The sequence below is a fragment of the Agrobacterium sp. LMR679 genome (assembly GCF_027157905.1).
In the GTDB taxonomy this organism is placed as follows: Bacteria; Pseudomonadota; Alphaproteobacteria; order Rhizobiales; family Rhizobiaceae; genus Agrobacterium; species Agrobacterium leguminum.
On the sequence record NZ_JAPVOJ010000002.1, the window covers coordinates 829,110 to 844,183 of the forward strand.

Here is a 15,074-nt window from a genome sequence, read left to right on the forward strand (position 1 = left end):
CGACCCGCCACAAAGCGGGTCTCAGGCAAACCAGCCTGTATTTTTCGTCAGCCCGCCTCAGTCACCGAGCAATTGCTTGTCATCCGGGTCACGATGTTCCACGAGCTGCTGCTTGATATGACGCAACGTCACCATCGACCGTTGCCGTTGGTGATAGGCAGCAAGCGTCGCCAGAACATCGACGGCGGCCAGATAGGCGTAGCGCGATGAGGTGGGGCGGAAGATATTGTTTCCCTCGGGCACATTGACAGCCACCACCATGTCGGCAGCCGCAGCGACTGGCGTGTCGCTTTGGGTGAGCGCAATGGTGGTGACCCCCATTTCCCGCGCCAACCTGAAACACTTCACCAGTTCCATGTTGCGGCCGGAAAAGGACGAACCGATGATGACGTCTTCCTTGCGCGCCGCAGCCGTCATCATCAGCTGCATGCTGTGATCGGCGCTGGTCGAAACGCGCAAACCCAGGCGGAACAGCCGGTTCTGAATTTCCGAAGCGATCATCGAGGAATTGCCGCCTGCGCCGAAGGCATAGATCATGCCGCTACTGGCGATCCTGATCGCCGCTTCATCGGCAAGGGCGGGATCGAGCGTCCTGTGCAGCAGGAAAAGCGCTTCCTGCGCCTTGGCGAGCACCTCTTCCGCGACATCCGAGGGACCGGTGCTGGAGGGTTCGGAGGTGAGGTATCGAATACCCACATAGGCGGTCTTGGCGAGGCTGACCTTGAAATCCGAAAAGCTCTGGCACCCCAGCCTGCGGCAGAACCGCGTCACGGTCGGCGGAGACACTTCGGCGCGGGCCGCAAGCTCGATGATCGAGGCATTGACGGCGAATTCGAAGTCCGAAACCAGAATATCGGCAATCCGCCGCTCCGACTGCGAGAATTGTCCCCTGTCTTCCTGTATTCTTGCGAAAATATCCATGTTCACCGGGTCTCCGTTCCGCCAAAACTTAAGGCTTGGCCCCGTTTCCGATGCACCCTAAGAAAGCGCGCCCGTCAACCGCATAGATCCATGAATCGAGGATGTTTCGTCTTGCTGACGACACCGCGCGCACCTTTGATTTGAAAATTATTTTCTCTGTTGATTGAGAGATGAGCATATGCCAACAATCAACACCAGAGAAATCTCCAAATCTTGAAAATAATTTCAATAATGGACCCAAACCATGCGTGATCCCTTCAAAAACCCCTTTCCCGAAACAGACATCGCCCGCCATTCCATCTGGGAGATGCTGGTAACGCGGGACATCGATGCTTTTCTGGCCGCCGACTGGTCGAGGGTCGCGGATGATTTCGTCGAGGACGGCTTTCTCGGCATCAACGCCAACCGGGATGCGAACCCGGACAATTGGCGCCTGTCCTTCCCTTCGCTTACCGCCTATCGCGACGAGTGGCTGCGGCAGGCGCAGGATTTTCAAACCCAGCAATTCGCAGAGAACCCGCGCGATGCGATCTTTGCGACCACCACGCTGGAAGAAATCGAAGTGGAAGGTGAGACCGCGCTGGTGCGCAAGAAGTTCGACGGCGGGCTTCGCAAGGCCGATGGCAGCTTCGACGTCATGAAATGGCAGACGCTCTATTATTGCCGGCTGCATCAGGGACGCTGGAAGATCAGCGGTTTCACCGGCTATATGCCCAACCCCATGCCGTGATCCGGCGGACATCTGGAAAAGCTTTGCACGCCGGGCCGAAAGCCCGGCGTTGTTTTTTCGTCTGGAAGGGGCGGAAAAATGCCGGAGACGGATCGCGTCAGGAACAGCCGGGCATGGAAAAACAGATAACATGGCCCGGCTCCTGCGCCTTATTGGATCAGCTTGAGGACTGAAAGATCGACATGCCGCTCCAGCGCGATGCCGCTTTCGTCAAACAAATGGCAATCCGACGCCTTGATACCGGTGACGATGGGCTCATCCACGACCACAGGTGCGGAGCCGGAAAGCAGCGCGCAATAATTCTCACCTGTCGGCGCGACGCCATAGGCAATGGTATTGACCCCGAGCCGCTCGATCACGCTGGGCGCGACCGTGACATTGAGGTCGGCCGTTTCAAGACCGGTATGTTCCGGGCGGATGCCGAGCGTCAGCTGCGTGCCTTCAAGACCGGCGCGGGGCTCCACCGGCACGGTGATCGTCTGTCCCTCATACTCCACCGTCACACCCTCGGCGCTGACGGATTTGCAGGTGACCTTCAGGAAATTCATTTTCGGGTTGCCGATGAATCCTGCTACGAAGAGGTTCGCCGGCTTATGATAAAGCTCGAGCGGCGCGCCGACCTGGGCGATTTCGCCGGCATTCAGCACCACGATGCGGTCGGCCATGGTCATGGCTTCCACCTGATCGTGGGTGACATAGATCATCGTCGCCTTCAGCGTCCGGTGAAGATTGGTAAGCTCGATGCGCATATCGGCGCGAAGTGCTGCATCGAGGTTGGAAAGCGGCTCGTCGAACAGGAATATCTTCGGCTCGCGAACGATGGCGCGGCCGATCGCCACGCGCTGGCGCTGACCGCCGGACAACATGCCGGGGCGCTGCTGCAGACGCTGATCGAGCTGGAGAATCTTGGCGACACCCTCGACCTTCTGCTTGATCTTGTCCTCCTCCATCTTCTCGACGCGCAGCGGAAAAGCGATGTTTTCAAAAACCGTCATGTGCGGGTAGAGCGCATAGGACTGGAACACCATGGCGATGCCGCGTTTGACCGGCGGCAAGTCGTTGACCTTCACGCCATTGATGACGACGTCACCGGCGGAAATATCCTCAAGACCGGCGATCATGCGCAGCAATGTGGATTTGCCGCATCCCGAGGGGCCGACAAAAACGACGAACTCGCCATCCCTGATGTCGAGCTGAACGCCCTTGATGACTTCGAAATGTCCATAGTTCTTGCGGACGTTGTTGAGATAAAGCTGACCCAAGACTTGCCTCTCCCGTCAGCGGCCGACATCTGGCCACGTTCAGAGATGTTCCGAAACAGGGGCAAAGCCACACCGGATCGGAACCGTTGAAAACAGGGGGAAAGAGCATCCCGGAAGACGCAAGGCATTCCCACGGCGAAACTTGCCGGATGCGGACGGCCAGCGCCCGCATCCGTGCTCATGATAGATTATTTATACTGCTCGAGAGCCGAAGCCGCTTTCTTCGCGGCATCTTCCGGGGTTGCCTTGCCGGTAACGACAGACTGCACCATCTCGATCATCGTGTCCTGGAAACCCTTGTAGTCCGTGAAGAGCGGCTCGGGACCGCCATAGGCGATACCGTCGATCAGCGGCTTCCAGAAGGGATCCTTGGCGATGAATTCATCGACCTTCGGCGACGGACGCAGCGGGGTGAGGCCCGCGCCGCCCTGCAGTTCGTATTCACCCTGCGGGCCGGGAGAGGTGATGAATTTGGCGAACTCGGTCGCCTTTTCTTCCACGCCGGTTCCCTTGAAGATCGCCAGGCTGTCGGTGATGAGCAGCGTGCCGGGACCCTTTGCTTCCGGGCCGAGCGGCAGCGTGGCGATGCCCCAGTTGATCTTGGTTTCCTGCAGGCGCGTGGCGGCGCCCGAACCGGCCTGGATCATGCCGACCTTGCCATCGAGGAAGATGGCGCGGATTTCGTTCTGCTCATAAGCCGTCGGGCCTTCGACGGAATAGGGCGTGATGTCCTTATAGGCCTTCAGCGCTGCAACAACCTGCGGGCTGTCGACGGTAATCTTGTCGCCGTCGATCACCTTGCCGTTGTTGGTGTAAACCCAGTGCATGAACTGGTGCATGGTGTTGTCGAAGGTCTTGGCGGGCAGGCCGTAGCCGGCGATGCCGGTCTTTTCCTTGATCTGCTTGGCGAAAGCGATCTCTTCGGCCCAGGTCTTCGGCGGCGTTTCCGGATCGAGACCGGCCTGCTTGAACAGGTCCTTGTTCCAGTAAAGCGCCTTGGTCGAGAATGCGACCGGCACGCCCCACTGCGTGTCCTCGAAGGTCACGGTGTCGACGATGTTGGGGTAATAGCTCTTCTTTTCGTCTTCGGTCATCGGCACCGGAACGATGAGATCGTTCTGCGCGAACTGCTTCAGCGTGCGCGAACCGACATAGGCCATGGCGACCGGGGTACCGGCAGCGGCGAGCGTGGTCGCCTTGTCCTGGCACTGCGCCCAGCCGACGACCTCAGGCACGACCTTCCAGCCCTCGTTCTTGCCTTCCCATTCCTTGATGTATTTCTCATGGATGGGGTCCATCTTGTCGCCGCAATAGATCCAGCTGATCTCCTTGTCGGCAGCGTGCGCCGTCACCGTCGTAAGGGCAGTGGAACCGGCAAATGCGAAAGCGCAAAGCGCCAATCCGTAATGTTTCAGTGCCATAGGTAGTCTCCCGTTTGGTGGTCGTTCCGGTTGTTGATTATTTCACCGCGCCGGCGGTAAGGCCGCTGACGAGATATCGTTGCATGAAGAAGATCACGACCATGGCCGGCGCAATGCCGACGAAGCTGGCCGCCATCAACTCATTCCAGATGACTTCCTGGCGACCGAAATAGGCGAATAGGCCGATGGGCAGCGGCATATATTCGGTCTTGGAATTGAAGGTGAGCGCGAAGATGAACTGCTGGGCATAAGCGCCGATGAAGGTGGTGATGGAGACGACAGCGATGCCCGGCATCGCCAGCGGCAGGATCACCCGGCGGAAGGTATAGAAATAGCTCGCACCGTCCACATAGGCCGCCTCTTCCAGTTCCCGCGGAATACGCAGCATATAGGTGCGCAACAGCCAGATGGCGGTGGGGATCAGGAAGGCCGCGCCGGGAATAATCATCGCCAGATAGGTGTTCAGCACACCCATGTTGCGCATCAGCCGGTAAAGCGGGATCAAAAGCACCGCGCCCGAAAACATGTTGATCGCCAGAAATGCGCCGAGCAACTGCCCACGTCCGCGAAACTCGAAACGGGCGAAAGCATAGGAGGCCGGCACCACCAGGATGAGAACGATGATGGTCGAAATGGTCGAGATGAAGAAGGAGTTGAAAACGTAGCGGGCAAAGCCCGGAACGCTGACCCACATGGTCCGGTAGGCCTCGAAGGAACCGTTTTCCGGCCAGAACTTGTAGGGCGAGGAGAAAAGCAGGCTGAGCGGCTTCAGCGAAACCAGAAATCCTTCCACGAAGGGCGCCAGCACGAAGGTCAGGAATACGGCGATACCGCAATAAATCCCGACGATTTCATACCACCTGTAGCGGTTAATCATCGCATTCTTGTCGCTCATCGGCTGGCCTCCTGCGAGATGCGGCTGGTGATGCGGAAGTAGAAGTAAGTGAAGATCGACAGGAAGATGCAGATCAGCACGGCGCGGGCCGCACCTTCACCGTATTTGTAGGAGCCGATCGCCGTCTTGTACGTGTCGATAATCATGGTCGTGGTCTGGCCGGTCGGACCGCCCTGCGTCAGGATCCAGATGATATCGAAGGAATTGAAGGTCGAAATCAGCGAGATCATCGACATGGTAATCATGGCCGGCAGCATCAGCGGCAGCGTGATACGGCGGAAGCGGTAGAAGCGGCTTGCCCCGTCTGTCCACGCGGCCTCGTAGAGATCCTGCGGAATGGCCTGGATGGCCGCCAGCAGATAGAGCGTCACCATCGGCACGCCGATCCAGACGTCGGTGACGATCGTTGCCCAGAAGGCCGTTCTGCCATAGGCGAGGAACGCGACCGGACCATCCACCAGGCCGAGGTTCTGGAGCACCCCGGAAATCATGCCGAACTGGCCGTTATACATCCAGCCCCACATGAAGATGCCGATAGCCATCGGCACGATCCATGGCGGCATGGTCAGGATACGGAACAGCGCCCGGCCGGGCACGGCCGAATTCAGCAAGACCGCACCGAATGTGCCGATGATCATCTTTATCGAGACGGAAAAGAACGTCCAGATAAAGGTCCGCGTGATGACATCGGCAAAAGTCGCGTTGAAAATCTTCTCGTAGTTGATGAAGCCGACCCAATTCGTCGTTTTTCTAAGCGACGCATCGGTAAAGGACAGGATGAAGGTATCGACGAGCGGATAAGCAACGATAACCGTGATGTATAAAAGCGCCGGCAGAAGAAGAAGCCAGGCAAAGACGACCGCGCTGCGTTTCGCATCCATCGCGCCGCCCCCTCAAGCCGATTTCACAGCGGGGGATTTCGGCTGCCCGTGCAGCGCCAGATCGTATTCCTCCCACACCGGCTTGAGATCGATCACTTTACGGCCATGGCGCGCTTCGTCCATGGCAAGCGCCAGAATACCGGCCTCGATCGCATCGAGCGCGGAAACCGGCAGGACCGCACCCTTGACGATATGGGCGATGACGTCCTCGGCCATCTGCTCGTCTGCACCGTAATGCTGCGAGAGCGTGGTCGCCGCCGAATAGGTCTTGGCCACGGTCTTTTCATTTGTCCGGGCATTGTGCACGTTCAGGAAGCCGCGCACGAAATCGCCCTCGGCCATGCCCTTGGCGCCGATGACGCAGAAACGGCGGAAATCGTCGGGAACGTTGAGATTGGTATGGAAGGCGAGCGATGCGCCGTTCTCATATTCGACGATTGCCGTCTGGTAATCGATGATGTCGCCGTCGCTGTCGAAGACCTTGTCGGAACCCATCCAGCCGCTCGGCTTGCGATGGTACACCTCCATGTCGTTGATGCCGTCATGCTGCGGCGCGTTTGCCGGCGTGAAGCTCTTGCGCCCGCCGAAGCTCGAGACGAAACGCGGCCGCGTACCGACCACGCCATTATAGAGATCGAGGTCGTGGCAGCATTTTTCCAGCATGAAGGAGCCGGAATAATTCTCGTAACGCCGCCAGTCGCGCATGAAGAATGCGCCGTGATAGGGCGGGATATGCTCCGAGGCCTCGATGGAAACGACATCGCCCAGCTTGCCTTCCGCCTGCGCGGCGCGCAGATCGCGGTAAAGCGGGGAATAACGCAAAACCAGACCGACGAGCAGCCGCTCGTGACCGTGCTTGTTGAGCAGCCGGGCGAGCTCAAGGCTTTCCTCGATGCTGACGACGATGGGTTTTTCCGAGAAGATGGTGCAGCCGGCCTCAAGCCCGATACGGATATGTTCCAGATGCATGTGGTTCGGTGAGCCGATCATCAAGAGATCGAATTTTTCGTTTGCGATCAGCGCCTCGGGACTATCGTAAGCCTTGCCGGCCGAAATGCCCTTTTCCTGCAGGCCCGGCAGGCCCGCCGGCGCGGGATCGACGTAACCGACGATCTCGAAATCCTTGTCGATCTCATGAAAAACGTAGCCCAGATAACCGAGACGGAATCCGAGTCCGATAATTCCCACCTTCATGAACTTTGTTCCCTGTTCATTCGTAATTCATTTTCGCAGAAGCGACCATTTCTGTGCTGGCCATCCAGTTATCTGCGATAATTTCCTGCCACGATGAAATTAATTTTCACAACGGTCAAGCTAAATTCGATTTCGCAAACGCTGCCGCGAGTCGGAAACCGATTTTTCCGGCGCGACGGATGCGAAACGGATCGCCGCCGACCACCGACGCAAAAAACAATACCAAAAAAATGCCAATCGTCCAGAGCAATTCCGTTATCGAGAAAAATTTTTTGGTTAATGCGAAAATATCAAGCATGTAGCCTTATTATTCGGCAAAATATCGAAAAAACCACCGATTAATCGTACAAATCTAGCAATGGTTCTATTTTGGTATTGCCGATTGCGTGGCATATGATATAGCCAGAGCCGGCCATATCGCCGACCACATGGATCGTGACAGAGGTTATGGATGAACGGGGCAGCGCTTAATCTGGACGACCTGCAATCAGGCGGCGGCCCGCTTTACCTGAAACTGCGCCAGACGATTGAAGACGCCATCAATGGCGGCCGCCTGAAGCACGGCGACGCCTTGCCGCCGGAGCGGGATATCGCCGAAAGCGCCTGCGTCAGCCGCGTCACGGTGCGCAAGGCGGTGGACGATCTCGTCCGCGACGGTCTTCTCGTTCGTCGGCACGGTTCGGGTACTTTCGTCGTCAAGCCCATCACCCGCATGCAGCAGCCCCTGACCAAACTCACCTCGTTTACCGAGGACATGCGCCGGCGTGGAATGACGGCGAGCACCCGCTGGCTGGACAGAGGCCTGTTCCACCCGACCGGCGACGAGATGATGGCGCTCGGCCTTTCCCAATCCGCCATGGTGGCGCGGCTCACGCGTCTGCGTCTTGCCAATGACCAGCCAATCGCACTCGAAGTCACCAGCCTGCCGGGCGATATCCTGCCTGACCCGCAACTGGTGGAAAACTCGCTTTATCTGGAGCTTGAGAAAAACGGCATTCGCCCGGTGCGCGCCATTCAGCGCATCTCCGCCCGTAACCTCACCGATGAGGAAACATTGCTGCTCGGGGTTCCGCCGGGCTCGGCAGCGCTTTCCGTTCAGCGAATGGCCTATCTGGAAAGCGGGCGCCTCATGGAAATATCCCGCGCGCTGTACCGCAGCGACGCCTATGACCTCGTCGCCGAACTGACGATGGGGCCCGAGTGACAAATCTCTTGATCAAGGACATGAAACGATGACAACCCTGATGCGCCAGGAAATCGATGAGATTCCCGATGCAGTCGCCCGCCTGCTGGACAATGCCAATGCCGACTTCCACGAAGCCGGCGCTCACCTGAAGGCCCGTGACCCGGCCGTTATCGTCACCATTGCACGCGGCTCCTCCGACCACGCCGCGCATTTCCTGAAATATGCGATCGAACTGCAGACCGGGCTTCCGGTCGCTTCGCTCGGCCCCTCGCTCGCCTCGATCTACCAGACGAAACTGCGGCTGGACCGGGCGGCCGCCTTCGCCGTCTCGCAATCTGGCAAAAGCCCTGACATCGTCGCTCTGGCGGAAAGCGCCCGCAAGGGCGGCGCGCTGACCTTCTCGCTGGTCAACACCCTGCCCTCGCCGCTCGGTGAGGCGGCCAATCACGCCATCAATATCCAGGCGGGCCCTGAAAAGGCGGTGGCCGCAACCAAATCTTTCGTCAACTCCATCGTCGCCGGCCTCGCAATCCTTGCCGAATGGACGGAAGACAGCCTGCTCGCCAAAGCCGTCAGCGTCTTGCCGCAGAATTTCGCCAAGGCCATCGCACTCGACTGGAGCCAGATCGGCGAAGCGGTCAAGGGCGAGGAATCGCTCTATATGCTGGGCCGCGGTCCGGCGCTGGCCATTGCCGCGGAAGCCGCGCTGAAATGCAAGGAAACCTGCGAACTCCATGCGGAAGCCTATTCATCGGCGGAAGTGATGCACGGCCCCGTTTCGCTGGTCGCACCGAAATTTCCCGTCATCGCTTTTGCCGCGCGTGACCGCGCCGAAACCTCCGTGACGGATATCGCGGCCGGTCTCGCCGGTAAGGGCGCAAGTGTTTTCGTCACCTCCGCAAAAGGCAGCCCGGCCAAGCCCCTGCCGTTTGTGGAAACCAATCACCCGCTGACCGACGCCCTGTTGCTGATCGCGCCGTTTTACGGCTTCATCGAGCAATTGTCGCGCGCCCGCGGCTTCAACCCGGATGCGCCCGTGGCATTGAAGAAGGTGACGGAAACCCAATGAGCAGCAGCAAGGCATTTGTCGGCGTCCGCATTTTCGATGGCGCCGCGTGGCACGATGGCAAAGCGCTCGTGACCGGCGATGGCCACATTGCCGACATCATCGACCGCATGTCCGTGCCCGCAGACGCCGAAATCATCGATGCGGAAGGACTGCTCATTGCGCCAGGCTTCATCGACCTTCAGGTCAATGGCGGCGGCGGCGTGATGTTCAATAACGAGCCGGATGTGGAAGGCATCGCCCGCATCTGCTCGGCCCATGCGCAATTCGGTACTACGGCGCTGATGGTCACGCTCATCACCGACCGGCCGGATATCACAACCAAAGCCGCCGAAGCCGGCATCGCCGCCCACAAGGCAGGGGTGCCGGGCTTTCTCGGCCTGCACTTCGAAGGGCCGCATCTTTCCGTTGCACGCAAGGGCACCCATGATCCGGCGCTGATCCGAAAGATGGAAACGGCCGATCTTGCGGTTCTGACGGACTGCAAGGCGAAGCTTCCTTTCGTGCTGACAACCATCGCCCCGGAAAACGTAACCGAAGCGCAGGTCACAGCGCTGCACAAAGCCGGCATCGTCGTCAGCCTCGGCCATACCGATGTGGGCCTTGGCGTGGCGACGGCCTATGCCGAGGCAGGCGCATCCATGGTGACACATCTCTTCAACGCCATGAGCCCGCTCGGCCATCGCGAGCCGGGACTGGTGGGTGCGGCACTTTCGAACGGCAAGCTGGATTGCGGACTGATCGCTGACGGCTTCCATGTCGATCCTGCAGCGATCGGCATTGCGCTTCGCGCCAAGAATAATCCCGGGCGCATTTTCCTCGTCACCGACGCCATGTCCACCATCGGCACGGATGATGACGGTTTCGAACTGAACGGCAGGCGCGTCTATCGCAACGGCGGCAGGCTGACGCTGGCCGACGGCACGCTGGCGGGGGCGGATATCGATATGCTCTCCTGCATACGCTTCATGCATGAAAAGCTGGACACACCGCTGGAAGAAGCCTTGAGAATGGCGTCTGCTTATCCCGCCGAGGCAATCGGCGCTTCCGGCAAGGGTAAGCTCCTGCCCGGCTTCGATGCGGATTTCGTCATGCTGACGCCCGACCTTCAGATGCATTCGACATGGATCGGTGCAGAAAAAATCCACGATGCCACCCGTTCCGGAGCCTGAATCATGATCGTTTGTTTCGATATAGGCGGAACGACCATCAAGGGCGCTATTGCCTACGCTCCCGACGATATTCGGCCCGTGCCGCGTATCCCGACGCCCAAGACCAGTTTCGAAGACTTCGCCGCCGGCCTGAAATCCGTCATCGACAATAGCGGCGGCACACCCGCCTGCGTGTCGCTGTCGATTGCCGGCGTCATCGATCCCGACACCGGCAAAGCCACTGTCGCCAATATTCAGAGCATCCATGGCAGGGTCTTGAAGGACGAGCTGGAAAAGGCGCTGAACCTTCCCGTCATCGTATCGAACGATGCGGATTGCTTCGTGATCGCCGAATCGGAAATCGGTTCCGGACGGGGTCATCGCGTGGTCTTCGGCGTCATCCTCGGAACGGGTGTCGGCGGCGGGCTGGTGATCGACGGCAAGCTCATCAACAGCGACGGCGGTTTCGCCGGCGAATGGGGACATGGGCCGGTGGCCGCGACATTGGCCGGAAATCCGCCGGTTTCGCTGCCGCGTTTCGAATGCGGTTGCGGGCTTACCGGCTGCGTCGACGCAATCGGCAGCGCCCGTGGCATGGAAAAACTACATTCGCATCTTCACCAGCAGGCGATGACCAGCGAGGATATTATTGCAGCCTGGCAGGCGGGCGATGCGAAGGCCGCAAGAACCATCGATGTCCTTATCGATATTCTCGCCTCGCCTCTGGCAATGGTGATCAACGTTACCGGCACAACCATCGTGCCGGTCGGCGGCGGACTTTCGAATTCGAAGGCGCTTCTCGCCGCTCTGGACGAGGTGGTAAGGAGCCGCATTCTGAGGCGCTTCGACCGCCCCCTCGTCGTGCCCGCCATCTGCCGCATCGAGCCGGGGTTGATCGGATCCGCCGTTATCGGGCTGAAATATGAGAAAGAAGCCGCCGGCACTGCCTGAGCGGCGTCACACCGTCTCTATCTTTTCCCGGCGGAAACCCAGCCCCACCAGCCGGCCGGTCAAATGGGAAAGAAGCGGAAACCGGATGATGGCCAGCACAAAGGCTGGCGGTCCTTTCGGTTTTTCCGCATCGGCCCGGCCCTTCTTGCCGCCGATACGCATCATCCGCTGCAAAAATTGCGTGGCCTTGGTCGGGAAGGATCGCCGCTTTTCAATTGCGGCGAGATCGCCATCGGCAATGGCCCGGCCGGACACGAGCACCGGCACCAATATATTGGCCGCAGCAACCGCATCCTGAATGGCCAGATTAATGCCGACACCGCCGACGGGAGACATGGCATGGGCCGCATCACCGATGCAGATCAGGCCGGGTTTCCACCAGCGCTTCAGCCGGTCGATACGGACGGTGAGGAGATGCACGTCTTCCCAACTCTTGAGCTCATCGAGCCTTTCGCGTGGGAAAGGGCAGATTTCCGCAACCCTGTCCCTGAAAGCTTCAATTCCCTGCAGCTTTATGTCGGCGAAAAATCCCTTTCGCACCACATAACCGCATTGCCAGTAATCGCCCCGGTTGATCATGACGAAACCCTGCCGCGAGCCGGCATGCCCCATGGTTTCCGTCGGATCGTCGGGCTGTTTCGAAAGACGCATCCACAGCACCTCGGTCGGAATGCCGAAGCGCTGCACTTCCAACCCCGCCGCCTCGCGGACGGTGGAGTTGCGCCCGTCCGCCCCCACCACAAGATCGGCCTCGATCTCGATGACGCCTTCCGGTGTGCTGACCGTGAGACCGCCGACATGCCCGCCGCGCTCGATCAGGCCGGTCACCGGCGCATTCATCAGTAATCGGAAATTTTCGTATTGCCCCGCCTTGCCGACGATGAAATTGAGAAAATCCCATTGCGGCATAAAGGCGATGAAGCGGTGGCGGACCGGCAGGCGGGAAAAATCCGCTATCGTGACGCGCTCGCCGCCGATGACCGCATTCAGCCTTGGCGCGCGCGTATGCGGCAGGCTCAGAAACTCATCGACAAAACCGAGTTGCTCCATCAATTCAAGCGTCGAAGGGTGGATGGTGTCGCCGCGAAAATCCCGGAGAAAATCCCCGTGTTTCTCGACGACGACGACATCGATACCGCTGCGCGCGAGCAACAGGCCAAGCATCATGCCTGCCGGCCCGCCACCGGCCACGGCGACGGATGTACGGATATGCTGAACGGACTTGCCGTCATTTTCCGGAGCGTTTGTCGCTTCTTCCATCACCTTCCCCCAATATCCCGCTGAAAGTCTCTATCGTGTATCCGCCGCCGGGAGGTTTGCATTCTTCGGCTGCGGCCAGCCCTGCGCATCGAACCGGAACAGCATTTCGGACCGGGCAAAGATAAAGGCGAAGGCCATGGCCGTCCACATGCCGAGCAACAGCCCGGCGGCGACATCGCTTGGATAATGTGCGCCGACGATGACACGCGAAACACCGATGACAAGGGCAAGCAGGAGAAACGCCCAGCGGAAGCGCGGCATCAACATGGCGAAAGCGCCGAAAAATGCCCCGGCGGCGGTCGAATGGCCTGAGGGGAAACTTTCATAGAGATTGTCGCCGGTAAATGGGGTGAGGCTATAGGCGCCCATTTCCAGCAGAAGCTCCGGCCGTGCCCGTCCTATCAGGAATTTCAGCGTATGGACGAGAATGCTCGCCGTTCCGATCGTCAGGAAGAAATAGGTAAGAAGCCGCCATGCCGTCCTCAGCCGTCCATTATAGGTCTGCGCCTTTAAAACCCGTGCGGCGACATAGGCCAATATCGCCAGAAGGCCGGTAGAATAGAGCATCCAGCGGAAGGTTCCGAAATCGGTAATGGCACGATTGAAGGAGACCACGCCCCCTGGCAACGCCTGCGCGCTTTCGGAAAGACGCGGATCAAAAGGAATGAAGACAAGGACCAGCACAAGGCTTGCCGCAAAAATCCACCCGCTGGAAACCAGAAAACGTCGCATCGATATCCTCTCATTGTTTTTCTTGCATATGGCTTTACCTTCCGCAAAAACAATAGCCCCGGCTTTGTCCTTGTTATGGCTGATTTTCGCGGGTAGAGGCTAAGGAATGTTGCCCGAAAGTGCTTAGCGGTTTCGGGAAAACCACGTGCACCAAGGGGTGCGAACCGGAAACGACCGACGGACTGAAAATGACGAATGCCAGTGAAATGCCACGCAAGCTGACAATATTGGGTTCGACCGGTTCGATCGGCACCAATACGCTGGATGTCGTCCGTCAGCTGGGTGGCCGCGACGCGTTCGAGATCACGGCTTTGACCGGCGCGGGCAACATCGCTCTTCTGGCGGAACAGGCACGGGAATTCGGCGCGCGTCTGGCCGTTACCGCCGAGGACGACAAATACGAAGCGCTGAAATCGGCCCTTGCCGGCGCCGGTATCGCGGTTGCGGCGGGCAAATCCGGCCTCGAAGAGGCCGCTTCGACGGATGCCGGCTGGGTGATGGCGGCGATTGCCGGAACCCCCGGCCTTGCGCCTACTCTTACAGCCGCACGGCGTGGCGCAGACATAGCGCTCGCCAACAAGGAATGCCTGGTTTCGGCTGGCGATGTTTTTCTGCGTACGGTCAAGCAGGGCGGCGGCAGGCTGATCCCGGTCGACAGCGAGCACAGCGCAATCTTCCAATGCCTGACGGGCGAACACAAGCAGGCCGTGGAACGCATCGTGCTGACCGCATCCGGCGGTCCGTTCCGCACCTGGTCGCGCGAGGAGATGGCCAATGTCACGGCGGATATCGCCCGCGCCCATCCCAACTGGTCGATGGGACTGAAGGTCTCCATCGGCAGCGCCTCCATGTTCAACAAGGGGCTGGAAATGATCGAGGCGAAATATCTCTTCGATCTGAGGCCCGATCAGGTGGAGGTGATCGTCCACCCGCAGTCGATCATCCATTCGATGGTGGGTTACACCGACGGCTCCTATATCGCCCAGCTCGGCTCTCCCGACATGCGCACCGCTATTTCTTATGCCCTCACCTATCCGCAACGCGGCAATCTGAGTGTCGAGCGGCTGGATTTCGCAAAACTGGCTCGGCTCGATTTCGAAGCGCCGGATGAAGCCCGTTTCCCGGCTATCCGGCTGGCCCGCACAGCGCTGGAGCGCGGCGGTTTGCAGGGCGCTGCCCTGAATGCCGCCGAAGAGACCGCCTTTCACGCTTTCGTTGCGGGCAATATCGGTTTTCTCGATATGGCCGAGATCGTCGAAACGGTCATGGACCGCATGCATGACGGTCGCTCCGCCGCCACGATTGAAGATGTCTTCGCGGCGGACAGGGAAGCCCGAGATCATGCAATGAAAATAGTCTCTGACATAGGCAAAGCGGCTTAACCGGTACGCCGTGGAGGCGCAGCCTCGAAGGGTTGGCCATCA

General features: G+C 59.3%; 15 protein-coding genes. 6 read left to right on the forward strand and 9 right to left on the reverse strand.

Annotated elements, in window-relative coordinates; genetic code table 11:
- Window positions 1-57 precede the first annotated feature (57 nt).
- A complete protein-coding gene (locus O3W47_RS14800) occupies window positions 58-921 on the reverse strand; it encodes a MurR/RpiR family transcriptional regulator (RefSeq protein WP_137004028.1) in 864 nt (287 codons plus the stop codon).
- Window positions 922-1,165: 244 nt separating this feature from the next.
- On the opposite strand from O3W47_RS14800, the gene O3W47_RS14805 reads away from it, so the two are divergent.
- The gene (locus O3W47_RS14805; protein WP_137452669.1) at window positions 1,166-1,651 is read left to right on the forward strand and encodes a hypothetical protein; all 486 of its coding nucleotides are present in this window, start codon (window positions 1,166-1,168) and stop codon (window positions 1,649-1,651) included.
- Window positions 1,652-1,800: 149 nt separating this feature from the next.
- Here the strand turns inward: O3W47_RS14805 and O3W47_RS14810 are convergent, their stop codons facing one another.
- From O3W47_RS14810 to O3W47_RS14835, 6 genes are all read right to left on the reverse strand, one after another.
- Window positions 1,801-2,913, reverse strand: coding sequence for an ABC transporter ATP-binding protein (locus O3W47_RS14810; protein ID WP_137452668.1), 1,113 nt, complete (start codon window positions 2,911-2,913; stop codon window positions 1,801-1,803).
- A gap of 188 nt (window positions 2,914-3,101) precedes the next feature.
- The gene (locus O3W47_RS14815) at window positions 3,102-4,334 is read right to left on the reverse strand and encodes an ABC transporter substrate-binding protein (protein ID WP_003521275.1); all 1,233 of its coding nucleotides are present in this window, start codon (window positions 4,332-4,334) and stop codon (window positions 3,102-3,104) included.
- A gap of 37 nt (window positions 4,335-4,371) precedes the next feature.
- On the reverse strand, window positions 4,372-5,229 hold the full coding sequence (locus tag O3W47_RS14820) for a carbohydrate ABC transporter permease (protein WP_020809501.1): 858 nt from the start codon (window positions 5,227-5,229) through the stop codon (window positions 4,372-4,374).
- Window positions 5,226-6,110 carry a carbohydrate ABC transporter permease gene (locus O3W47_RS14825; protein WP_003521273.1) on the reverse strand — a complete coding sequence of 295 codons (885 nt, stop codon included), beginning with the start codon at window positions 6,108-6,110 and terminating at the stop codon, window positions 5,226-5,228. Before O3W47_RS14825 ends, O3W47_RS14820 begins: the two co-directional genes overlap by 4 nt.
- 12 nt (window positions 6,111-6,122) lie before the next feature.
- Complete coding sequence (locus O3W47_RS14830) at window positions 6,123-7,304, reverse strand: Gfo/Idh/MocA family protein (RefSeq protein WP_269314043.1); 1,182 nt, start codon at window positions 7,302-7,304, stop codon at window positions 6,123-6,125.
- 115 nt (window positions 7,305-7,419) lie between these two features.
- On the reverse strand, window positions 7,420-7,602 hold the full coding sequence (locus tag O3W47_RS14835; protein ID WP_269314044.1) for a hypothetical protein: 183 nt from the start codon (window positions 7,600-7,602) through the stop codon (window positions 7,420-7,422).
- Between the two features lie 153 nt (window positions 7,603-7,755).
- Between O3W47_RS14835 and O3W47_RS14840 the strand changes: the two genes are divergently transcribed.
- Genes O3W47_RS14840 through O3W47_RS14855 form a run of 4 tightly spaced genes read left to right on the forward strand, consistent with a single transcriptional unit; the run spans window position 7,756 to window position 11,658 of the window.
- Window positions 7,756-8,508, forward strand: coding sequence for a GntR family transcriptional regulator (locus O3W47_RS14840; RefSeq protein ID WP_003521268.1), 753 nt, complete (start codon window positions 7,756-7,758; stop codon window positions 8,506-8,508).
- A 28-nt stretch (window positions 8,509-8,536) separates the two neighbouring features.
- Window positions 8,537-9,559: an SIS domain-containing protein gene (locus O3W47_RS14845; protein WP_269314045.1), complete on the forward strand. Its 1,023-nt coding sequence runs from the start codon at window positions 8,537-8,539 to the stop codon at window positions 9,557-9,559.
- On the forward strand, window positions 9,556-10,728 hold the full coding sequence (nagA, locus tag O3W47_RS14850; protein ID WP_269314046.1) for an N-acetylglucosamine-6-phosphate deacetylase: 1,173 nt from the start codon (window positions 9,556-9,558) through the stop codon (window positions 10,726-10,728). The genes O3W47_RS14845 and nagA overlap by 4 nt, the downstream gene beginning before the upstream one ends.
- Before the next feature lie 3 nt (window positions 10,729-10,731).
- Window positions 10,732-11,658 carry an ROK family protein gene (locus O3W47_RS14855; RefSeq protein WP_269314047.1) on the forward strand — a complete coding sequence of 309 codons (927 nt, stop codon included), beginning with the start codon at window positions 10,732-10,734 and terminating at the stop codon, window positions 11,656-11,658.
- A 6-nt stretch (window positions 11,659-11,664) separates the two neighbouring features.
- On the opposite strand, the gene O3W47_RS14860 is transcribed toward O3W47_RS14855, so the two are convergent.
- Both O3W47_RS14860 and O3W47_RS14865 read right to left on the reverse strand, forming a co-directional pair.
- Window positions 11,665-12,918 (reverse strand): FAD-dependent oxidoreductase, encoded by a 1,254-nt coding sequence (locus O3W47_RS14860; protein ID WP_262534030.1) that lies wholly within the window; start codon window positions 12,916-12,918, stop codon window positions 11,665-11,667.
- A gap of 30 nt (window positions 12,919-12,948) precedes the next feature.
- Window positions 12,949-13,650, reverse strand: coding sequence for a phosphatase PAP2 family protein (locus O3W47_RS14865; protein ID WP_020809495.1), 702 nt, complete (start codon window positions 13,648-13,650; stop codon window positions 12,949-12,951).
- Window positions 13,651-13,838: 188 nt separating this feature from the next.
- Here O3W47_RS14865 and dxr point away from each other — a divergent pair, with 188 nt between their 5' ends.
- Window positions 13,839-15,032, forward strand: a complete 1,194-nt coding sequence (gene dxr, locus O3W47_RS14870; protein WP_137452666.1) for a 1-deoxy-D-xylulose-5-phosphate reductoisomerase — start codon at window positions 13,839-13,841, stop codon at window positions 15,030-15,032.
- Window positions 15,033-15,074: the final 42 nt, after the last annotated feature.